Below are 20,416 nucleotides of genomic sequence, written 5' to 3' on the forward strand. Positions count from 1 at the left end.
TTCCCACCGCTACAGGTGGTCGCCGCTTCGCCCGGACAGTGGGACGTCACGCACGATCGGCGCCTCGAGCAGGCAACCGAACTCGCGGGCAAAGTCGACAGAGACCCGTGCGTGGACCGCGCCCTGCTTATCGAAGAACCGCTGCGTCCCTTCAAGCGTGAACACCCCTTCATGCCAGATGCTCGGATGAATGTAGAGCCCTTGCTTGCCGTCGAAGCGGAAGCACACGAATTTCTCCGGCGCGATGTCGTCGCCGGGTAATGCCAGGGGAACGTAGAACGGGCGATGGTCCAGCGGAAAGAACAGTTGGCCGCCATCCGGATGGTAGTTCGCGTGCCACAGCAACATGCGCTCCGGTGTATGGGCGCTGTCGTCGCGCGCGGCTTCAGGCTCGGTTGCGTAGGCAAGAACGTAGTGGCCGCCCACAGCCTCGTTGCGGCCGTAGAGAATGTCGCCGCGCCATTCGCTCACGAACGTGCCTTCGGTGGTGCCGGCCTCATCGCCGGTTCCAGGGTCGATAGGCCGCGAGCCCATCGACGGCCACTGCACGATCTCGATTGGACACTCGCTCGGGTCCGCTACGAGCCGGCCAAATCCATCGAGCGTTGCCGGCGTGGCGTCGACCACGGGCATCGATACGCGCCGGAGGCCGGCCGGAAGGGCGGGGTTGAGGTAGTCGATCTTTTGGGACATCGGCACAGTTTGAACGGGGCGAAAAGCTCGATTGTAGACGCTCGCACATGGCGTTTGGCCGGGCTTTATGCCCATGCAAGCGGCCTGGCTGTCCGCTCATGCATAGCGTGCGAGGAACATGTCAGCGGCCGATTCCGCGACCCGCTGTCGCTCCAGTTCGCCGAGCGGCGCCTGGCCCATTGTCACCTGCGGCCAGAAGGCGAACGCCTTCACCAGCGCCTGCATCTGCAGCGCCGCGAAGAGCGGATCGTCGGTCTTGAGACGGCCGTCGGCGGCGGCAGCGCGGATCCACACGGTCAGGTCTTCCTCGCGTTCGCCGAGTCGGGCGACCATGTCTCGCGCTCGTTCCGGCGAATGGATGCCGGCCGCGATCGCCACACGTGCCAGCGACAGGAAGGACTCGTCGGTCAGCAGCCGCAGCTTGCGGCCCAACAGATCGAGCAACTGCGCGCGCAGCGGCTGGTCGGCGCGGTAGGCGGGCGCATCGCCGCTCTGGCTCGCGTCCCATAGCCGATGGAGAATCGCCGCAAAAAGCGCTTCCTTACTCGGGAAATGGTTGTAGACCGTACGTTTCGAGACGTTCGCGCGGGCGGCGATACGGTCCATGCTGGTCGCGTCGTAGCCGGCCGCGAGGAATTCCTCGATCGCGGCGCCGACGATGGCGACACGCTTGCGGTCAGTCAGGCGTTGGTGAGTGGTACTTGGGTCCATCGAGAGATTTTACACCGGGTAGTTTACTTTTCTCGAAAACAAACTACACTGCCGAGTGTACATTTTTCTTTGGACGGCCTACCTCATGACGTCGCTTCCCGCTCTTGTGAGCCGCGTGCTCGGCTTTACCGCCGCGCGTCGCGGCCGCGCGTTGTCCAGCACCTCGCCGCAACACGACGGCGAACGCTTTCGCAACGTCAAGCCGCGTCCCACTGAAGGCCTGCGCAAGACGCTCGGCATTGTGTGGAACGTGTTGCTCAACAAGCCGAGCGGCACCGTGCCGGCCGAGGCATTGCCCGTCGACGCGCTGACGCGCGCGCAGCTCGATGCGGCGCCCGACCGCAGCCTTTACCGGCTCGGCCATTCGACGATGCTGCTGAAGCTGCGCGGCCAGTTCTGGCTGACCGATCCGGTGTTCGCCGAACGTGCCTCGCCGTTCCGGCATCTCGGCCCGAAGCGCTTCCATGCGCCGCCGATCGCGCTCGCCGATTTGCCGCCGTTGCGCGGCGTGATCCTGTCGCACGATCACTACGATCACCTGGATCGCGAAACCGTGCTCGCGCTCGCGGAGACCACCGGCGTGTTTCTGACGCCGCTCGGCGTCGGCGACCGGCTGATTGAGTGGGGCATCGACGCGTCGAAGGTGCGGCAGTTCGATTGGTGGCAGGGCACCCAGGTCGACGGTGTGCAGTTCACCGCTGCGCCCGCGCAGCACTTTTCCGGCCGCAGCCTGTTCGACGGCAACAGTACGTTGTGGGCGTCGTGGGTGATCGTCGACGATGATCTGCGCGTGTTCTTCAGCGGCGATACCGGCTACTTCGATGGTTTCAGGACGATCGGCGAGCGGCTCGGGCCGTTCGACGTCACGCTGGTCGAAACGGGCGCTTACGATGCGCAGTGGCCGTATGTTCACATGCAGCCCGAAGAAACCGTGCAGACGCACATCGACCTGCGCGGCCGTTGGCTCGTGCCGATTCACAACGGCACCTTCGACCTCGCCATGCACCGCTGGCAGGAGCCGTTCGAAAGGGTGATGGCACTGGCCCTTGCGCGCGGTGTCTCCTTGTCGACGCCACGCATGGGCGAACGGCTGGATCTGGGCGCGCCGCATCGCGGCGAACGCTGGTGGCGCCACGTCGGCGAGACCGTCGCTGCGCCGAAGTCCGCGTGGCGACTGTGTACCGCGCGCAATGCCGGAGACACGGAGTCTTCGTGAGCTCTTGCGAGCTTCCGCTTGCGTTCAGAACGGCACCTGCCGACGGCACACGTCGAGAACCAATTGCCGAAACCAGCGATGAACCGGATCATTCTCTAAACGGGGATGCCACATCTGGGAAATCGTAAAGCGATCCGTCGTTACGGGAAGCTCAAAAGAGTGGATGGATTCGCTCTGCTGGGCGTTCACGAAAGATGCAGGCAGGAGCGCGACCAGATCGGATGCTCGCGCTACCGCCAACGCGGCCGGAAAACTCGGCACGACCGCCATAGTCGTTCGCTCCAATCCCAGCAAGGCAATCGCGGCGTCAAGCGAATCAATTATCTGGCGACCGTGCGGCGCGACCACGTGGCCAAATGCTGCGTATTGTTCGGTAGTCACGTCCTGTTTCAACTCAAGGGGATGCCCCTTTCTGACCACACCCACGTAGCGGTCTCGAAACAGCGCCCGCACGCGTATTTCAGGTCCCATCTCCTCCAGCACGCCGATCTCGAGATCGGCCGAACCATTTCGCAGAAACTCCGCGCTCTTTTCCGATTTGGAGGAAAAGTGCAGACGCACGAGCGGTGCAACCGCGCTCACTTCAGCAATCAATGCTGCGCCGAAGGCTTCCACGAAAGCTTCATTGGCACGAATCCTGAGGGTTCTGCGCAGCGTTGAAAAATCTGCTGCCGTCGACGACGGACAAAGCAACGAACGCGCCTCGAGAACGATGTTTTGTGTTTGTTCTCGAATCGCTTCGGCATGCGGAGTCAGCACCATATCGCGCCCCGCCCGAACCAGCAATGGATCGCCGGTCGCGGCGCGAAGGCGGGTCAGCGTGCGGCTCATCGCGGACGCGCTGAGATGCAAAGATCGAGCGGCACGTGTGACGTTTTTCTCGGTCAGCAACGCATCGAGCGCGAAGAGTAGATTGAGGTCCGGTTCTGGCATCGCTTGATCGTAGTAAGCAAGGTGAGGTAGGGCGTCCGATGCATATATTAGTTGCATTCAGTGCGGCTTCCGCCATACCCGATGAACCGCTACATTGGTTTGCGTGATGACCCGAAAGGATCGCTCTCGTTACTCAGGTTCGAGAGCAGCTTTGTTTATCGAGGATGCCAATGCAAGACACACCTTCGCAGAAAACCGTTCTCCTTGTCGGCGCCTCGCGCGGCCTTGGCCTGGCGATGGCCGAGGAGTTTTTGAAGCGCGGCTACCGAGTCATCGCAACCGGGCGAACTGCCTCTACAGAAAGGCTTCAGCATCTTGCCAACGCCTGCGCTGGCTCGCTCGAAGTGGAGACTGTGGATATCACGATTCCCGGGCAGATCGCAGCGTTGCGCGCCCGCCTTGAAGGTCGGCGTGTCGACGTGCTTTTCGTGAACGCGGGCGTGAAGAACGACGATCGTGAAACGCTGGCGGACGTCTCGACCGAGGAATTTGTGCGCGTGATGGTCACGAACTCACTGAGTCCGATGAGGGTCATCGATGGGTTTCAGGACCTGGTCCCGCCGACTGGCACGATCGGTGTCATGTCGTCGGGGCAGGGCAGTATCACCAATGCCACCAACGCGAACTATGAAGTCTACCGAGGGAGCAAGGCCGCGCTGAATATGTTCATGCGTACCTTCGCGGCGCGTAGCGCGAGTTATCCGCGTAGCCTTCTGCTCATGGCGCCCGGATGGGTGCAGACAGATATGGGTGGCCCTACGGCGCGCTTGACCATCGAGGAAAGCATTCCGAACCTCGTCAATACGATCGAGGCTTATGAAGGGCGCGCCGGCCTGCATTACCTCGACTATCTCGGACGCGCCGTGCCGTGGTGACGGACCGCTTGCCAACCTGATGGATTAGATGGCAACGCATCGACACGCCGCGATCAGCACTGCGCGGTTGCGCTAACTGCGCTACTCAACCCAGCGCCACGACCGCGATCTCGACGAGCAGCTCGGGCGCGGCAAGCTTCGCTTGCACCGTCGCGCGCGCCGGTGCGTGACCTTGCGGTACCCACGCGTCCCACACCTCGTTCATGCCGGCGAAATCGCGGCCAATGTCCGCGAGCCAGACTTGTGCGGAAACGAGGCGCGTCTTGTCGATGCCGGCCTTCTCCAGATAGCCGTCGATTTTTTCCAGCACCTTCGCGGTCTGGAGTTTCACGTCCGGGGTGTGATCGGCGGAAGTCTGGCCGCCGACGAACACGAGGCCGCCGGCTTTGACGACGCGGCTCATACGTTGGTTGGTGTCGATACGAACGATATCGGTCATGACAATCTCTCCATTTGAAAAGGCGAACGAAGCCGCCGCGCGGATCGACTGAAGGGCGCGACGGAAAAATCGGTTAGTGCGTAACGAGATGCGAAGCGCCAGGGCGGGAAGCCGCCGCTGTGCGGCCAAAACGATCGATGGCAAACGCATCGAGCGAAAGCGAGGGCTTGCCGTCCAGCATCAGTTCGGACACGAGTTGGCCGCAACCCGGCCCGAGTTGGAAGCCGCTGCCGCAGTAGCCGAACGAGTAATACAGATTCGACGCCTGACGGCTCGCGGAAATGACTGGCAGTTCATCTTCCGTAAAAGCTTCGACACCGGCCCACGCGCGATTCACGCCGAGATCGCGCAGATGGGGAAACAGATCCGTCACCGTTCGCGCGCTGCGCACGAGGCGGGCGAAATCGACTTCGCCGTGACGATTCGCCAGATCGGCAATGCCGATCAGTTTGCCGCCGATCACCACCGTGCCGTTGTCGAACTGCTTGAAGGACAACGGCCGGCCTGTTGCGCCGAGCGTCGCGCGGCAGAAGGGCGCCACACGATGCGTGACCATCAGCATCAAACCTTCGGGATGCACCGGCACGCTCTCGCCGACCTGCTTCGCCAACTCGCCGGACCATGCGCCCGCAGTGACGAGCAACTGGTTCGCGCTGAACGTGTCGTGCGGCGTGACGGCGAACCATTTCGTGCCGCGCTGCTCGATGCGCCGCACCGGCGTGCCTTCCAGAAAACGTGCGCCGAGCCGCTGTGCGGCGAGCCGGAATGCCGTCGTGGTTCGATATGGCAGCGCGTAACCGTCGCGCTCGACCCAGATGCCGCCGGTGACATGCCGCGCGAGCGCCGGTTCGAGTTCGAGCACGGTGTCGCGATCTATCACTTTCTCGTGCGTGAATCCATGCGATTCGAGCTGCGCGACGCGCTGGCGGCAAGCGTCCAGTTCGTCATCGGTTTCGGCGATCTTCAACTGGCCGGATGCCACGAAGCCGCCGTTCTCGCCGAGCAGATCGCTCATGCCGTGCCAGATTTCCCGCGACATCAGCGCGAGCGGAATCTCGGGCAACGGGCGGCCCAGCGTGCGCACGCCGCCCGCGTTCACGCCCGACGCATGACGCGCCACGTAGTCGGCTTCGAGCACGATTACCTTCGCACCGCGCCGCGCCAGATGGAATGCGCTGCTCGTGCCGTGCAGGCCGCCACCGACCACGAGCACATCGGCTTCCTGGATGTCGGTCGTGTCACTCACCGGCGAGTTCTCCAAGCGTGAGCGGCTTGATCGGTGGACGGATGCGGTAGTAGCCGACTTCGGCGGGCGAGACGCGGCGCGCATCGGCGATGACTTCGGTCACCGTGAGACCGCACATGCGTCCCTGACACGGACCCATGCCGCAGCGTCCGAACGACTTCGCCTGATTCGGTCCGACGCAGCCGAGTTCGACGAACTTGCGCAACTCGCCCGCGGTCACTTCCTCGCAACGGCAGACGATAGTCTCGTCGCGCGGAATGCGGTTGATGTCGCGCGGACGATACAGGCTGTCGAGAAACGGCCGGATGCGCATGACGCCCGCGAGCATGCGGCGATGTGCGACGGCTTCGGCATCGCGTACCTCGGCCGTCAGCGCGCCGAGCTGCGCGGCCGCCGCGAGACCCGCGAGCGCGCCCTGCAAGGCCGCCGCCTGCGCGCCGCCGATGCCCGCGCCATCGCCCGCGACGAAGATGCCGGGCACGTCCAGTTCACCCCACGCGTCCACTTTCGGAGTGAAGCACAGTTGTGCGTCGTCCCAGCGGTGCGTGGCGCGCAGCGCCTGCGTGAATTGCGTGTTCGGCACGACGCCCTGATGCAGCAGGATCACATCGGCTTCAATACGATGCGCGGTGCCTTGCGTCGTGAAGTGCAGCGCGGCCGCACGCTCGACATGATCCGTACCGATGCGCGCTTCCACACGCAGATTGTCGGCGGCCTCGAAGATCGGCACGTTCGCTTCGCGCAGCGTGCGAATCAGTTGCAAGCCTTTGCTCAGGAACGGCCACGCGCGCAGCGCCGCCAACGCATGACGCTTCGCGCGCCAGCGGTCTTCATGGCGCGTGGTATCGACCAGCGCGCGGATCGGCACGCCGGCGCGCACGTATTGCCAGCCGAGCAGATACAACAGCGGCCCGCAGCCGGCGAGCACCGGCGCCGCCGCGGGTACTTCGCCCGCGCTCTTCAACAGGATTTGCGCCGCGCCCGCTGTCAGCACGCCGGGCAGCGTCCAGCCGGGAATCGGAAAGGGCCGCTCCAGCGCGCCGCTGGCGAGAATCACGCGTTGCGCGTCGAAGCTGCCGATCTTGCCGTCCCGCAGATAATTGACGCCGCGCTCGCGCGTGACTTGCCATACCGTCGCTTGGGTCAAGTGCCGCGCGCCGGAAGCGGCGAACGCTTCGGCGATGGCGGCGCCGGCCGCGTAGTCCGGCCCGAGAATCTCCTTGCGGCGAGCGTCGGCGCGGCCGATGGCGCGATAGATCTGGCCGCCCACGGCGTCCTGTTCGTCGATCAGCACCGTTGAGAGGCCGGCGCGCGCCGCGCGCGTCGCCGCGCTCATGCCGGCGGGACCGGCGCCGATCACGACGACGTCGACGGCTTCGGAAGCGAAATCAGCGCTCATGGGCATTCTCCAGCGGTGCGTCGGTCGGGGCAGTCGCGCCCAACGGCGGCAGATCGCGCGCGCCTTCCTGCGAGCGGATGCGCATGCCGGCTTTGACTTCGACCATGCAGGCCTGACGGCTCGGCATGCCGTCGATCTCGACGAGGCAGTCGAAGCACGCGCCCATCATGCAGAAGGGAGCGCGCGCTGCGCCGGAGACGGGCGTCGCGCGAAAGCGCGATACGCCCGCGGCAAGCAAGGCCGCCGCGACCGAGCAACCGCCCGGCACGGACAACGGCCGGTCGTTGAACCAGATGGCGACGTGCGTGGCGGCCGCGCCTTGCGCGCCCGGCAGCGGCTTGAATAGCGTGTGAGTCGATTGGGTAGTCATGTCGGATTCAATGAGCGGGAGTCAGTTCACCGGCGTGCTCGAAGCGGCGCGCGGAAAAATGGGGCAGTTCGTCGGGCATCGGCGCGCCCATGATCCACGGCGCGACGCGCAGCGCATGCGCGGCCGCCAGTGTCACGCCGCTATGGCAGGTCACGACGAACGCGCCGGGGTGCGCCGCGGAGTGGTCGTAGATCGGAAAGCCGTCGGGGCTATAGACGCGCAACGCGGCCCACATGCGCACGAGCCGTACGTGCTGCAACATCGGGAAGGCGCGCACGCCGCGCCGGGCGATGTCGGCCAGCACGTGCGTGGTGGTGAAATCGTTGAAGCCGACTTCTTCCATGGAATCGCCGAACTGCACACTGCCCTCATCGGTCTGGCGCACGTTGAGCGTCGGATAGTCGAGAAAGCGCGCGACGCGTTCGCTCACCAGCACTTGCCCGCGATTGGGCGCGACCGGTGCGTCGAGTCCGACGAACGGCGCGAGCGCGCGATTGCCGAGTCCCGCGGCGAGCACCACGCGCGACGCGCGATACGTCTCGCGTCTGCCGTGCACGACGAAGCCCTGTGCTTGCGGCTCGATGCGCTCGGCGCGTTCGCCCGACACGAGCCGCACGCCTCGCGCCTGCATGGCGGTATGCAGACCGCGCAGCAACTTGAGCGGATTGACGTGACCGTCCATTGGCGAATAGCTCGCGCCGATCACCGCCGGGCCGATGTGCGGAATGCGCGCGCGGACTTCGGCGGCATCGAGCATCTGGTAGGGGTAATCGCCCAGTTCGGCTTGCAGCGTCGAGAGGCGCTTGTCGCGTTCAGCGAGTTCGCTGTCGTTGAAGCAGAAGTGAAAGCCACCCGGCTGGCGCAACGCCACGTCCACGCCGGTTTCGTCCAGCAGCGCCTGCGCGAGTCCCGGCCAGCGCGCGGCCGAACTGCGCGACCAGCGTGCATAAGGCGACAGGCCGTAGCCCTTGCCCTGAATCCAGACGAGGCCGAAATTGCCGCGCGCCGCGCGCAGGCCGCCGTCGTCCTCGTCGAGCACGGTGACGCGCGCGCCTTCGCGGGCGAGCCCGTAGGCCACGGCCGAACCGACGAGGCCGCCGCCGAGCACCAGCACGTCGGGGCTGGCGGTGCTAGTCAATGTCATCGGGTTTCTCCGATCAGAATGCGATCCAGTCCGACCATGCGGTCGAGCAGGATCATCAGAAGGACCGTGCCGACGATCAGCACCGCCGACACCGAAGCGACCAGCGGATCGATCGTCTGCGCGATCTGGTTGTACATGGCCACGGGCAGCGTGGTCGTGCCCGGCGTTGCGACGAAGATGGTCATGGTCAGTTCGTCGAAACTCTGGATGAACGAGAGCACCCAGCCGCCCGCCACGCCGGTGCGGATCATCGGCAGGACCACGCGGCGAAACGCGGTGAAGCGGCTCGCGCCGCAGGAGAGCGCGGCGCGCTCGGCATCGCGATCGAGCCCGACGGCCGACGACAGCGCGAGCCGCAACGCATACGGCAGCACGATGATCACGTGCGCGCAGACCAGCGACCAGAACGAGCCCGACAGATGCAGCAGCGACAGAAAGCGCAGGAACGCGATGCCGAGCACGACCGCGGGAATCATCATCGGCGAGAGGAAGAAGCTGGTGAGCGCGGCGCGGCCCGGGAAGCGATAGCGCGCGATCGCCAGCGCGGCGGGCACCGCGAGCAGCACGCCGATGCTCGCCGCCGCGAACGCGAGCCGCACCGACAGCCAGAACGCCGCGACGATGTCGCCGTTTTCGATGATCGCGCGGAACCAGCGCAGCGACGCGCCATCGAAAGGCATCGAGATAAAGCCTTTGTTAGTGAAGGCCACCATCATCACCACCACGAGCGGCGCGAGGATGAAGGTCAGAAAGAATGCGTTGTAGACGAGCCCGAGAATGCCGTTCTGTTTCATGATCGCTCTCCCCGCTCAATCGAAGATGTGCTGGAAGCGGCGCTCGGCGAGGCGGCTGCAGCCCATCACGATCGCCACGTTGGCGATCAGCAGCAGCACGGCGATGCTAGCGCCGAGCGGCCAGTTGAGCGTGCCGAGGAACTCGTCGTAAGCGGCGGTGGCGACCACCTTGAGGCGCCGGCCGCCGATCAGCGCCGGCGTGGCGAACGCCGATGCCGACAAGGCGAACACGATGATCGAGCCCGACAGCACGCCCGGCATGATCTGCGGCAGCACTACGCGGCGAAACACCGCGAACGGCGAGCCGCCGAGCGAGCGGCCGGCCCATTCTACTTGCGGGTCGAGTTTCTGCATGGTCGCCCACACCGACATCACCATGAAGGGCACCAGCACATGCGTGAGCGCGATGATCATGCCGGTCATCGTGAAGACGAGACGGATGGGTTCGTCGGTCACATGCAGCGCCTGGAGCAGGTTGTTCAGCACGCCGTTGTTGCCGAGCAGGATCTGCCAGCCGAGCGTGCGCACCACCACGGAGATGAGCAGCGGACCGAGCACGACCAGCAGACACAGCGACTGCCATGGCCGCTTCATACGCGCGAGCACGATGGTCTCCGGCACTCCGAGCACGATGGACAGCAGCGTGACGGCGAAGGCGAGCCCGGCGGTGCGCAGAAAGATCGTGCCGTAGTACGGATCGCTAACCACTTCCCAATAGTTCGCGAGCGTATAGGCGGCGGTGACGCCGGCCGTATCGCTGAACACGCGGAACGACAGCATCAGCGTGAGCAGGAGCGGCACTAACAACAGGCCGACGAACAGCAGCAGCGCGGGCCCCGACAGCAGCCACGGCGCGGCGCCGGGACGGGCGTCGTCAAGCGTGGCCATGAGCGCTCTCCGGAGTGTCTTGCGTGAGCACGCGCAGGTCGTCGTCGGTCCATGCGAGGCCGACTTCCTGGCCTTCCTCGGGCGGCGGCGCGCCGTGGTTCGGCTGCGCGACGCGCAGCTTGCCGAGTTCGGTGTCCACTTCGAGCAGCCACTGATTGCCGACGAACACGCGCGTCGCGATGCGGCCGCGCAGGCGGGCCTCGCCATTGGCCAGATGAACCTTTTCCGGGCGGATATAAACGTTCACCGTGCCGTCGACATGACGGCCTTCGTGCGGCACATGCAGCGTCGTGCCGGCGACGGCGACTTCCGCGCAGCGCGGATTGCGGCGCAGCACTTCGCCCGAAAGCGCGTTGGTGCGGCCGAGAAACGTCGAAGCAAACGGTGTGGCGGGGCGCTCGTACGCGTCATACGGCGTGCTGAGTTGCGCAATCGCGCCGCGATGCATCACCGCGATGCGGTCGCTCATGGTCATCGCTTCGACCTGATCGTGCGTGACGAGTATCGTCGTGATGCCGAGGCGCTTCTGGATCGCGCGCAGTTCGATGTGCATCTCTTCGCGCAGCTTGGCGTCGAGGTTGGACATCGGTTCGTCGAGCAGCAGCAGTTCCGGCTGCATGGCGATGGCGCGCGCAATCGCCACACGCTGCCGCTGACCGCCCGACAGTTCCTTCGGATAGCGGTGGCCGAGGCCTTTCAGGCGCACGAGGGAAAGCGCTTCGGCGACGCGCTCGTCGCGCTCCTTGCGTTTGACCTTGCGCATCTCGAGCCCGAAGCCGACGTTGCCCGCCACCGTCATGTGCGGAAACAGCGCATAGCTCTGGAACACCACGCCGATGCCGCGCTTCTCGGGACGTTCGCTGGTGATGTCGCGGCCATCGAGCAGAATGCGGCCGGTGCTCGGCGTGACGAAGCCCGCGACCATTTGCAGCGTGGTGGTCTTGCCGCAGCCGGAGGGTCCGAGCAGCGACAGCAATTCGCCGCGTTCGACCGCGAGATCGAGTTGATCGACCGCCGTAAAATCGCCGTAGCGTTTCGAGATGCCTTGCAGAGTCAGGAAGGCCATGCGCCTCGCTCCTTCATCAGATCGCGCGTCGCGCGAGGAACCCGCTGGTGCCGCGCTTGATGCCGCGCTTGGGTCCGCGTTTGGTGCCTCACTGGGTGCCGCACTTCAGCGTTCGACCGAACGGTTCCAGCGCTCGGTCCATTCGGTCCGGTGCTGGTTGATCGTGGTCCAGTCCATCGCGGTCAGCTTCGAGATCTGCTCGGGACCATAGGGCACGCGCGCGGCGATCTCGGGCGTGAGCTTCACGGTCTTGTTGACCGGACCCAGTCCGATGCCTTGGGCCTGCAAGACCTGCACTTCCGGGCTCAACAGGTATTGCACGAACTGTTGCGACAACTGCGGCTGCGCGTTCTCCGCAATCGCGCACGCCGCCACCTGCAACGCGACCGCGCCTTCCTTCGGGTATATGAACTTGAGCGGGAAGCCGGTGTTCTGCAAGGCGACCGCGCGGCCGCTGCCGTATGGCGCGAGGATCACGTCGCCGGACTGCATCTGGCCGTCCATCTCGCCGGGCGTCGGCGCCCAGGACAGCACGTTCGGCGCGACCTGTTTGGTCATCGCGGCGAAGCCGGGGTCGATGTTCTTTTCACCACCGCCGGAAAGGCGCGCGAGCATCACGAGCGTATGCAGGCCGTACGTATTGGTGATGGGCGGCACGCCGAGTTTGCCCTTGATGCGGCTGTCGGTGAGCGCCTTCCACGAGTCGGGCGGCGGCAGGCCGGCCTTCTTGAAGGCCTCCTCGTTGTAGCCGATGCCGGTCGCCACCATGCCGACGCCGATCGCGCTCGGCCCGATCTTCGCGAGCGGGTAGACGTCCTTCATCACGGGCGCGTCGTCGAGCTTCGCGCACAGGTTGAGCTGCATCGCCTGGTACATGGGGCCGTCGTCCATCACCGCGACGTTGATCTGCTGATGGCCTTTCTGCGCCTGCAGCTTGGCAAGCGTATCGCTCGAATTGCCGGCGACGTAGACGATCTTGACGTTATGCGCCTTCTCGAACGGCGGGATGATTTTCTGCCGGTAGAGCTGCTCGTTCGAGCCGCCGACGTTGGCGACATAGAGCGTGGTGTCGGCCTGCGCGAGGAGCGGAGCGGCGAGGGCGGAAGCGGCGAGAAGCGCCGCGAAGGCGGGGTGGGACGAGGCGGACAGGCGGCGATGCAACGCTCTTTTCATGACGACGATCTCCAGTTCCGGTGTGGGGACGCGGGCTTCGCTGCCCGTCGTTGGAATGCAGTGTCGCGCCGGCTAGTCATGCCGTCCAATACGAATAAAATACCTATCCATGCATGGATGATATGGATTGAAGGGTGTTATCTAAAGGAGAATACGGATGAATCTCAAGCACATCGAGGCGTTTCGCGCGGTGATGGTGTCGGGGTCGATGACCGCCGCGGCCAAGGCGCTCTTCACGTCGCAGCCGAACGTGAGCCGTCTGATCGCGCAACTCGAGCGCGATACGGGGCTGCAACTCTTTCAGCGCAGCGGCGTGCGGCTGATTCCCACGAGCGAGGGCGAAGCGTTCTTTCGCGAAGTGGAGCGCGCGTTTGTCGGCTTGCAGGGCCTCGCGAATGCCGCGGCGCAGATTCGCAATCTCGGCAGCGGCCGTCTGCGCATCGCGGCGATGCCGTCCGCGGGCATGACGCTGGTGCCGCACGCCATCAAGCGTTTTGTCGCGCGGTTTCCGGATGTCACCGTGTCGCTGCACGTGAATACGTCGGGCACGGTCAATCATTGGACGGCCTTGCAGTTCTGCGATCTGGGTGTGGCGGTGTATGTCAGCGAGGCATCCGATTGCGAGGTCGAACAGCTATCGGACGTGGCTGCCGTTTGCGTGATGCCGGCGGCGCATCGGCTGGCGGCGAAGCGCAGTATCAAGCCGGAGGATCTGGAAGGCGAGCCGTTCATTTCGCTGTGTCACGGCGACGGCACGCGCACCTTGATGGACGAAGTGTTCCAGCGCGCGGGCGTGCAGCGCGTCATGTCGATCGAGGCGCAATACGCGGCGATGTGCTGCGAGATGGTCCGCCACGGTATGGGCGTGACGCTCGCGCATCCGATCGTCGCGCGCGACTTCGCCGGGCCGGAAATCGTGATTCGCCCGTTCCTGCCGGCCACGCGCTTTCAGACCTATCTGCTGTTTCCTCCGCACAGGCCGCGGGAGCGGCTGGCGTCGGCGTTTGTCGAGGTCTTGCGGGAACTGCATGAGGAACTGCTCGCCGAGGTCGTGGCGCCGGCGCGGAGTCGGGCCGGACGCGGGCGCGCGGGGTCGCGGGCCGAGGCGGGAGGGGACAGGCTTTGAAGATGCCAGGGGCGCCTTGTCTCGCCTGCCGGTACATCCTGCTGGTACTCTTTCCGATCCTCTGAACGTTTTCTGAAACCGGGTAATCGCGATACATGACCGAGCAACCACGCACCATTGAAATTGAAAGCGCGCCGAATCCCACGTTTGCCGTGATCCTGATGCACGGTCTCGGCGCCGATGCCAACGACTTCGTGCCGCTCGTGCCCGAACTGCGTCTCGGCAATGCGCCTGCCGTGCGCTTCGTGTTTCCCAACGCGCCGGAGATTGCCGTTACCGCGAATAACGGCTACGTAATGCGCGCGTGGTATGACATCCGCTCGTTTCAGAACATCAATGAGCAGATTGACGAAGCGGGTATCGAATCGTCTTGCGCAACCGTGCGGCAATTGATCGACGCGCAGAACCGGCGCGGCATTCCCACTTCGAACATCTTTCTCGCGGGTTTTTCGCAAGGCGGTGCGATGACCTATTCGGCGGGGCTGACGCATCCTGAGACGCTTGCCGGGTTGATCGTGCTGTCGGGTTATGTGCCGTCGACGGGCTTTATCGACAGCCGTTTCAGCGCCGCGAACCGTGATACGCCTATATTTGCCGCGCATGGCATGTATGACGACGTGTTGCCGATCCCGTTAGGGGAGGCCGCGCGCGACTTTGCGATCACGCGAGGCTGCAAGGTCGACTGGAGCGCGTATCCGATGCCGCATTCGGTATGCGCGGAAGAGATATCGGCGCTGCGCGCCTGGCTCCGCGCGCTGCTCGCGTCTACCTGAAACAGCCCGGCCGCGCTCAGGCGTCCGGCGTTTGCGTGCCGGGCAGGTCCGCTTGCGCGGCGCCTTCGAGAAACCGGCGGGTCGACTCGAACGCCTGCAGCATCGGCTCGGGCCACGGCGTTTGCAGCATGACCGCCTGATGATTTTCGAACGCCGACGACAACAGCTTCGCCAGCTCAGGCGAACGCAGATGGCGCAGCAGCACGCTGACCGCAATCGCCGTGGCCTGGCTCGCGCCGGCCGTCTGAAGTTCCGAAGCGGTGAGGGCCGCGACCTGTTTGTTGATGTCCACTGCAACTTCCTTGGATGAAATGTGGGAGAGGATGGCCCGACGGCCGGTGGCGAATTTTGACATGGTTGGCCGCTTGCCGTGAGCGGACGCCGATACGCGGCTCTATGTCATCGGAAAAATCATCAAGCATTTTTGCATAGGCGCCATTCACTTTATTGTTGGCTCGAAAGCGCGATTTACATGGTATTCTGCGCGCCGATTTTCGCCCGTATCGTTTGCGCAATACCCGGGGATTAATCGGTGCATCATTAAATAAATCTCGCTACAGAACACAATAAAAAAGAGGACTGCGATGAGCGTGATATTGACTGGGCTCGGCGCGGTGGTCGGCATGCTGGCTGCCTTGTCGAACGATTTCTCGATCAGCCTCGGCGCATTGCTGGGTGCGGTGGCTGGTTTTGCGTTTGCGCGTCTGCGGCAAAAGAAGTCCGCGGATGCCGCGACGCCGTCCGCGGCCAAACCGGCCGCCACTGACAGCTGGAATACTCCCGGCGAACTGGCGGCGCGCGTCGAGCGGCTCGAGCGGGAGATCGTCGCGTTGCGCGGCGAGATTCGTCAGTTGCGAGCGGGCGGCGTCGAGGGCGCGACGGATGCTGATGCGCAGGTCGGCGACACGGCGGCGTTCAGGCGGTCGCCGTCGGATGCCGCGTCAAGTCCTTATGCGATCCCGCCTGCCGATGAGCGGACGGTAAGTCCGCCGCCCGAGGTGCGGGCGACGCCACTCGCCGCCGCGCGCTCATCGACAGGCGCCGAAGCGATGGCGCCGGCCGCTCGGCATGCAGCGAGCGCGGACGGCGCGACAGGCGCTCGTGGCGCAGCAGACGTACCAATTGCCCTCGGCGTACCCGGCGCCGCTGCAGTCGCCCCGGCCGCACAACCTGTTTCCGCGACAGCGTCCGCGTCGCAGCCCCCCGTTCCATCTTCACCACCCGCGACTCCTCGCGGCCCTGGTCTCACCGAGCGCATCTTCAAAGCGGGCCGCGACTGGCTTCTAGGTGGCAACACGGTCGTGCGGGTCGGCATCATCGTGCTGTTTTTCGGCATCGCCTTCCTGCTCAAATACGCCGCCGATAACAGCCTGCTGCCGATCGAATTCCGTCTCGCCGGTGTGGCGCTCGCCGCGACCGCCTTGATCGTGCTCGGCTGGCGCATCGGCGAGCGACGCAGCGCGTATGGGCTGGTGCTGCAAGGCGGCGGCGTCGGCGCGCTGTATCTGACCGTCTTCGCGGCCACGCGGCTGTATCACTTGCTGCCGGCGGGCGCGGCCTTTCCGCTGATGGTCGCGATCTGCGCGCTCAGTGCATTCCTGGCGGTCCGGCAGAACGCTTCGTCGCTGGCCTTCATGGGCAGCGCGGGCGGTTTTCTCGCGCCGATATTGCTGTCGACGGGCGGCGGCAGTCACGTCATGCTGTTCAGCTACTACGCGCTGCTCAATGCCGGCATCTTCGCGATCGCCTGGTTCAAGGCGTGGCGCCCGCTCAATCTGCTCGGCTTCGTGTTCACGTTTTCGATCGGCGCCGCGTGGGGCGCGATAGCTTACCGCCCCGAGTTGCTCGCCAGCACCGAGCCGTTCCTGATCCTGTTTTTCCTGATGTACGTCGGCATCGCGCTGCTCTACGCGGTACGGCGCGAAATCGCCCTCAAGCATTACATCGACGGCACGCTGGTGTTCGGCACGCCGCTGGTGGCGATCGGCCTGCAAGCCGCGTTGATGAAGAACACAGGGTTCGGGCTGGCATGGAGCGCGGTGGCGCTGGCCGCCTTCTACCTCGCGATCGCGGGCTGGCTCTCGCGGCGCCGGGAACGCCTCGGCATGATGTTCGAGGCCGTGCTCGCGCTGGCGGTGATCTTTGCCACGCTCGCCGTGCCGCTCGCATTCACCGGACCGACGACGAGCGCGACCTGGGCCATCGAAGGCGCCGCGATCAGCTGGCTCGCCGTGCGTCAGCGGCGCCTGAGCGCGTTCGGCTTCGGCCTGCTGCTGCAACTGGCCGCGGCGGGCGCCTACGCGGTCGGCACGATCGCGCAGACTCACGACGCGAGCGTCTTGCCGGTCCTGAACGGTGCCTACATCGCGTCCGTGCTGATCGCGCTCGCGGGCATTTTCACGGGATGGCGTTTGCACGGCCGCAGCGAAGCAGGCGAGTGGCACGTGTGGATGCCGCGGATCGGCCTCGTCGCCAGCGTGTGGGGTTTGTCGTGGTGGACCTTCGGCGGCCTGTCCGAAATCCATGCGTACGTGAGCGCTCGTCCTGCCGTAGAACACGGTCGTTTCGAGACGGCCGCCGTCGCGCTCTTCGCCGTGCTGACAGCGTGGTTGGCTCACGGCGCGCGCCGCGCGCTGCGCTGGCCGCTCGCCGAATTGCCGGCGCTGGCGTTCGTGCCGGTTCTCGCGCTCCTCACCGTCGAGCTTTTCACGTTAGGTATGGCGCCGGTGAGCGGCTACGGCTGGCTGGTTGGCGCGCTCGCCGCACTCTCGGCGTACGGATTGCTGTGGCGCCAGCAGCGCGACGTCAGCGATATCGTGCTCGCGCCGCTGCATACGCTGATGTTCTGGACGGCCGGCGCGCTTGCCGTGCTCGAAGGCTATTGGGCTTTGCGGGCTTACGTGCCCGAAGGCGCATGGAGCTGGAGCGCGTGGGCATATGGCTTCGGTGTGCCGCTGCTGTTGCTGGCGGGCGCCGGGCACCGTCTGCGCTGGCCGGTCGCGCGCTTCATGCGGGCGTATCAGGTGTGGGCCGCCGCGCCGCTCGCCGTGCTGCTGTGGGCGTGGAGTATCGCAAGTGTGACGAGCGACGGCAGCGCCGCGCCGCTCGTGTGGCTGCCGATCCTCAATCCGCTCGATGTCGCCCAGATTCTCGCGTTCGTCGCCGGCGCTGTGTGGCTGCGCAGACTGCGTGCGCTGGGTGTGCAATGGCATCCGCGAGCGTTCGACTATCTGGCACTCGCCACGCTGTTCCTGTGGTTCAATGCGCTGCTGTTGCGCACGCTGCATCATCGGTTTCACACGGCGTACGACGTCGATGCGGTGCTCGCCTCGTTCAGTCTGCAGCAGGTGTTTCTGGTCGGCTGGAGCGCGTTTGCTTTTGCGGGGTTGTGGCTCGCGCGGCGCGACAGTATCGTGCGGTTGTGCGCGATCGCGTCGACGCCGCTCGTGCTGGTGATGTGGATATGGACGTTCTTCGCGAACCTGACGCAAGACGGCGGCGCATGGGCGCGTCTGCCGTTGCTCAATCCGCTCGACCTGGTGCAGGCGGTGGTGTTCGCGCTGGCGGCGTTCTGGCTCATGCGGATTCATCGGCTCGGCGTGCCGATCGGCGAATATCGGGTGCCGTTGCAAGTAGCGGCCGGCGCGACCGGATTCGTCTGGCTGAACGCGATGCTGCTGCGTACGTTGCATCATTGGACCGGCGTGCCGTACGAGTTCGAGACCATGTCACATTCGATGCTCGTACAGGCTTCAATATCGGTATTCTGGACGGTGTGCGCGCTTGCCATGATGATCTGGGCGACACGCCGTGCGAGCCGGATGTTCTGGTTCATCGGCGGCGCGCTGCTGGCGGCGACCGTGGTCAAGCTGTTCCTGTTCGATCTGTCTCACGTGACCGGGATCGAGCGGATCGTTTCGTTTATCGGCATCGGTTTGATGTTGTTGCTGATCGGCTACTTCTCACCGTTACCGCCCAAGGCTCTGGTCGTGGAATCCAAGCAATGAAGCGTGCCTTTACATTCACCGGCTGGTGTTTCGCGATCGCGGCGATGTGGGCGTCCGCGCCCGCCATCGCCGCCGACGACTTCGCGCAGCATTTCGCGCTGCAACTCGAAGAAGGCGCCGCGTACTACAGCGTGACGCTGCCGGCCGCCGTCTACGCGGCGAGCCAGCGTCACGATCTCGGCGACGTGCGTGTCTTCAACGGCACGGGCGAACCCGTACCGTATTCGCTCGATGCGCCGCGCGAGCCGCCGCGCACGCCGCCCACGCTGCGTCCGGTCCGCTGGTTTCCGTTGCCGCCCGCGGCCGCCAGCAGTTCCGCCGCACCGCTCGGCGTGACGATCGCCGCCGACGGTTCGCTGCGCGCGACCTCGGCGCCACCGTCCCGCGCGCAACACGACACGGACCTGATCGACCTCGGACGCGCGTCGCATGCAAGCCGGGTGACCGCGTTGCTCGTGCATCTGCGCGACGACAATTACCAGGGGCGCGTCACGGTCGAATCGAGCGACGATTTGCGTCACTGGCAACCCGCTGGCGATGCGCAACTGCTGAAGGTCAGCTACAACGGCAGCACGCTGAGTCAGGACCGGATCGAACTGGACGGCAATCGCGCGCGCTACCTGCGTTTGCGCTGGCTCGACGGCACGCCGTATGTCGAGTCGCTGGACATGGAGATTCAGCCGCTTGCCGCCGACGCCGCGCAGCGCGCGGAGCGGGCATGGCGCGAAGGCATCGTCGCTCACGCGGGACCGAAACCCGGCGAGTATTTTTTCAGTACCGGCGGCCCGTATCCCGTCGACCGGTTGCGCCTGAATCTGCCTCAGCCGAATACCGTTGCGCCTGCGCTCGTCTATTCGCGCACGGGCCTCGATACGCCGTGGCGCGAAGTGGCGGGCGCGACATTGTTCCGCTTGCACAACGGCGAGGTGGAGCAAAGCAATCCTTCGCTCGAATTGACGCCCGACACGGATCGTCAGTGGCGTGTAGTGGTCGACCCGCGCAACGGCGGACTCGGCAGCGGCACACTGACCGTCGCCGCGGGCTGGCGCCCGGCGATCCTGACGTTCGTCGCGCGTGGGACCGCGCCGTTCACCCTCGCGGTGGGTAGCGCGACGACGGTGTCGTCGGCGGCGAGCCGGGACGATCTGTTGATGGGCGCCTCAACCGTCCCCGCGACGGCGCGCCTGGGTGAGGCGCTCTCACCCGAGCAGGCCGCGAGGGCGCAGTCCGCGAGGGATCCGGATGCGATGCGCCGCTATTTACTATGGGCGGCATTGCTGCTGGCCGTGGGTGCGCTTGCAGCGATCGCGTGGCGGCTCGCACGCGGTGCTCGTGTGCCGGCGGGCGGTGCGCCGGGTGCTGGGCCCGGCGCGTCTGCGGGAGCTGACGTTGCGGGTGTGCCGGCGACGGGCGCTGCGGGTGCGGCGGTGGAATCCGGCCGCGCGGGCGCGGCGGGTAGTGTGTCCAACCCCGCATCCACCGCGGGCGCGGCAGCTAGTGCGTCCAACCCGGCGCCCACCGCGGGCGACGCCGACGGGCAGGGCGAAGGCAAGCGCTGAATTC

General features: G+C 65.4%; 19 protein-coding genes. 6 read left to right on the forward strand and 13 right to left on the reverse strand.

The features are described from left to right. Positions 1–9 precede the first annotated feature (9 nt). Together B0G80_RS02690 and B0G80_RS02695 are read right to left on the reverse strand one after the other, a co-directional pair. Positions 10–693 (reverse strand): ureidoglycolate lyase, encoded by a 684-nt coding sequence (locus B0G80_RS02690; protein ID WP_116116883.1) that lies wholly within the window; start codon positions 691–693, stop codon positions 10–12. A gap of 96 nt (positions 694–789) precedes the next feature. Continuing rightward, positions 790–1,404 (reverse strand): TetR/AcrR family transcriptional regulator, encoded by a 615-nt coding sequence (locus B0G80_RS02695; RefSeq protein ID WP_116116884.1) that lies wholly within the window; start codon positions 1,402–1,404, stop codon positions 790–792. Positions 1,405–1,489: 85 nt separating this feature from the next. Here B0G80_RS02695 and B0G80_RS02700 point away from each other — a divergent pair, with 85 nt between their 5' ends. Then, positions 1,490–2,620 (forward strand): MBL fold metallo-hydrolase, encoded by a 1,131-nt coding sequence (locus tag B0G80_RS02700; protein ID WP_116119483.1) that lies wholly within the window; start codon positions 1,490–1,492, stop codon positions 2,618–2,620. A 24-nt stretch (positions 2,621–2,644) separates the two neighbouring features. Here the strand turns inward: B0G80_RS02700 and B0G80_RS02705 are convergent, their stop codons facing one another. Next, positions 2,645–3,553, reverse strand: coding sequence for a LysR family transcriptional regulator (locus B0G80_RS02705; RefSeq protein ID WP_116116885.1), 909 nt, complete (start codon positions 3,551–3,553; stop codon positions 2,645–2,647). A 170-nt stretch (positions 3,554–3,723) separates the two neighbouring features. Between B0G80_RS02705 and B0G80_RS02710 the strand changes: the two genes are divergently transcribed. Continuing rightward, complete coding sequence (locus B0G80_RS02710) at positions 3,724–4,428, forward strand: SDR family NAD(P)-dependent oxidoreductase (RefSeq protein ID WP_116116886.1); 705 nt, start codon at positions 3,724–3,726, stop codon at positions 4,426–4,428. Between the two features lie 85 nt (positions 4,429–4,513). Here B0G80_RS02710 and B0G80_RS02715 read toward each other — a convergent pair whose 3' ends face one another. From B0G80_RS02715 to B0G80_RS02755, 9 genes are all read right to left on the reverse strand, one after another. Next, positions 4,514–4,867 (reverse strand): RidA family protein, encoded by a 354-nt coding sequence (locus B0G80_RS02715; protein WP_116116887.1) that lies wholly within the window; start codon positions 4,865–4,867, stop codon positions 4,514–4,516. A gap of 73 nt (positions 4,868–4,940) precedes the next feature. After that, positions 4,941–6,113, reverse strand: coding sequence for an FAD-binding oxidoreductase (locus B0G80_RS02720; RefSeq protein WP_116116888.1), 1,173 nt, complete (start codon positions 6,111–6,113; stop codon positions 4,941–4,943). Then, on the reverse strand, positions 6,106–7,512 hold the full coding sequence (locus B0G80_RS02725; protein ID WP_116116889.1) for an NAD(P)/FAD-dependent oxidoreductase: 1,407 nt from the start codon (positions 7,510–7,512) through the stop codon (positions 6,106–6,108). Before B0G80_RS02725 ends, B0G80_RS02720 begins: the two co-directional genes overlap by 8 nt. Next, positions 7,502–7,882, reverse strand: a complete 381-nt coding sequence (locus tag B0G80_RS02730; RefSeq protein ID WP_116116890.1) for a (2Fe-2S)-binding protein — start codon at positions 7,880–7,882, stop codon at positions 7,502–7,504. The genes B0G80_RS02725 and B0G80_RS02730 overlap by 11 nt, the downstream gene beginning before the upstream one ends. Positions 7,883–7,889: 7 nt before the next feature. After that, positions 7,890–9,026 (reverse strand): FAD-binding oxidoreductase, encoded by a 1,137-nt coding sequence (locus B0G80_RS02735; protein WP_116116891.1) that lies wholly within the window; start codon positions 9,024–9,026, stop codon positions 7,890–7,892. Continuing rightward, positions 9,023–9,820, reverse strand: coding sequence for an ABC transporter permease (locus B0G80_RS02740; protein WP_116116892.1), 798 nt, complete (start codon positions 9,818–9,820; stop codon positions 9,023–9,025). The genes B0G80_RS02735 and B0G80_RS02740 overlap by 4 nt, the downstream gene beginning before the upstream one ends. Before the next feature lie 15 nt (positions 9,821–9,835). After that, positions 9,836–10,708: an ABC transporter permease gene (locus B0G80_RS02745; RefSeq protein ID WP_012432905.1), complete on the reverse strand. Its 873-nt coding sequence runs from the start codon at positions 10,706–10,708 to the stop codon at positions 9,836–9,838. Continuing rightward, a complete protein-coding gene (locus B0G80_RS02750; RefSeq protein ID WP_116116893.1) occupies positions 10,695–11,774 on the reverse strand; it encodes an ABC transporter ATP-binding protein in 1,080 nt (359 codons plus the stop codon). The genes B0G80_RS02745 and B0G80_RS02750 overlap by 14 nt, the downstream gene beginning before the upstream one ends. A gap of 105 nt (positions 11,775–11,879) precedes the next feature. Continuing rightward, entirely contained in the window at positions 11,880–12,947 is a 1,068-nt protein-coding gene (locus B0G80_RS02755) for an ABC transporter substrate-binding protein (RefSeq protein WP_116116894.1), read from the reverse strand. 157 nt (positions 12,948–13,104) lie between these two features. On the opposite strand from B0G80_RS02755, the gene B0G80_RS02760 reads away from it, so the two are divergent. Both B0G80_RS02760 and B0G80_RS02765 read left to right on the forward strand, forming a co-directional pair. Next, entirely contained in the window at positions 13,105–14,073 is a 969-nt protein-coding gene (locus tag B0G80_RS02760; RefSeq protein ID WP_116116895.1) for a LysR substrate-binding domain-containing protein, read from the forward strand. A gap of 95 nt (positions 14,074–14,168) precedes the next feature. After that, the gene (locus B0G80_RS02765; RefSeq protein ID WP_116116896.1) at positions 14,169–14,846 is read left to right on the forward strand and encodes an alpha/beta hydrolase; all 678 of its coding nucleotides are present in this window, start codon (positions 14,169–14,171) and stop codon (positions 14,844–14,846) included. Between the two features lie 16 nt (positions 14,847–14,862). Here the strand turns inward: B0G80_RS02765 and B0G80_RS02770 are convergent, their stop codons facing one another. After that, positions 14,863–15,138: a hypothetical protein gene (locus B0G80_RS02770; RefSeq protein WP_116116897.1), complete on the reverse strand. Its 276-nt coding sequence runs from the start codon at positions 15,136–15,138 to the stop codon at positions 14,863–14,865. A 292-nt stretch (positions 15,139–15,430) separates the two neighbouring features. On the opposite strand from B0G80_RS02770, the gene B0G80_RS02775 reads away from it, so the two are divergent. Next, a complete protein-coding gene (locus B0G80_RS02775) occupies positions 15,431–18,853 on the forward strand; it encodes a DUF2339 domain-containing protein (protein ID WP_116116898.1) in 3,423 nt (1,140 codons plus the stop codon). Then, complete coding sequence (locus B0G80_RS02780; protein WP_116116899.1) at positions 18,850–20,412, forward strand: DUF3999 domain-containing protein; 1,563 nt, start codon at positions 18,850–18,852, stop codon at positions 20,410–20,412. The genes B0G80_RS02775 and B0G80_RS02780 overlap by 4 nt, the downstream gene beginning before the upstream one ends. Positions 20,413–20,416: the final 4 nt, after the last annotated feature.

It is taken from the genome of Paraburkholderia sp. BL6669N2 (assembly GCF_003387275.1).
Taxonomy (GTDB): domain Bacteria; phylum Pseudomonadota; class Gammaproteobacteria; order Burkholderiales; family Burkholderiaceae; genus Paraburkholderia.

Bases quoted from the DNA above. Each gene is read 5' to 3' on its own strand.
- B0G80_RS02775 (WP_116116898.1), top strand. From the start codon at position 15,431: ATGAGCGTGATATTGACTGGGCTCGGCGCGGTGGTCGGCATGCTGGCT.
- B0G80_RS02735 (WP_116116891.1), bottom strand. From the start codon at position 9,026: ATGACATTGACTAGCACCGCCAGCCCCGACGTGCTGGTGCTCGGCGGC.
- B0G80_RS02725 (WP_116116889.1), bottom strand. From the start codon at position 7,512: ATGAGCGCTGATTTCGCTTCCGAAGCCGTCGACGTCGTCGTGATCGGC.
- B0G80_RS02745 (WP_012432905.1), bottom strand. From the start codon at position 10,708: ATGGCCACGCTTGACGACGCCCGTCCCGGCGCCGCGCCGTGGCTGCTG.
- B0G80_RS02700 (WP_116119483.1), top strand. From the start codon at position 1,490: ATGACGTCGCTTCCCGCTCTTGTGAGCCGCGTGCTCGGCTTTACCGCC.
- B0G80_RS02715 (WP_116116887.1), bottom strand. From the start codon at position 4,867: ATGACCGATATCGTTCGTATCGACACCAACCAACGTATGAGCCGCGTC.
- B0G80_RS02765 (WP_116116896.1), top strand. From the start codon at position 14,169: ATGACCGAGCAACCACGCACCATTGAAATTGAAAGCGCGCCGAATCCC.
- B0G80_RS02730 (WP_116116890.1), bottom strand. From the start codon at position 7,882: ATGACTACCCAATCGACTCACACGCTATTCAAGCCGCTGCCGGGCGCG.
- B0G80_RS02755 (WP_116116894.1), bottom strand. From the start codon at position 12,947: ATGAAAAGAGCGTTGCATCGCCGCCTGTCCGCCTCGTCCCACCCCGCC.
- B0G80_RS02710 (WP_116116886.1), top strand. From the start codon at position 3,724: ATGCAAGACACACCTTCGCAGAAAACCGTTCTCCTTGTCGGCGCCTCG.
- B0G80_RS02705 (WP_116116885.1), bottom strand. From the start codon at position 3,553: ATGCCAGAACCGGACCTCAATCTACTCTTCGCGCTCGATGCGTTGCTG.
- B0G80_RS02740 (WP_116116892.1), bottom strand. From the start codon at position 9,820: ATGAAACAGAACGGCATTCTCGGGCTCGTCTACAACGCATTCTTTCTG.
- B0G80_RS02780 (WP_116116899.1), top strand. From the start codon at position 18,850: ATGAAGCGTGCCTTTACATTCACCGGCTGGTGTTTCGCGATCGCGGCG.
- B0G80_RS02750 (WP_116116893.1), bottom strand. From the start codon at position 11,774: ATGGCCTTCCTGACTCTGCAAGGCATCTCGAAACGCTACGGCGATTTT.
- B0G80_RS02690 (WP_116116883.1), bottom strand. From the start codon at position 693: ATGTCCCAAAAGATCGACTACCTCAACCCCGCCCTTCCGGCCGGCCTC.
- B0G80_RS02760 (WP_116116895.1), top strand. From the start codon at position 13,105: ATGAATCTCAAGCACATCGAGGCGTTTCGCGCGGTGATGGTGTCGGGG.
- B0G80_RS02695 (WP_116116884.1), bottom strand. From the start codon at position 1,404: ATGGACCCAAGTACCACTCACCAACGCCTGACTGACCGCAAGCGTGTC.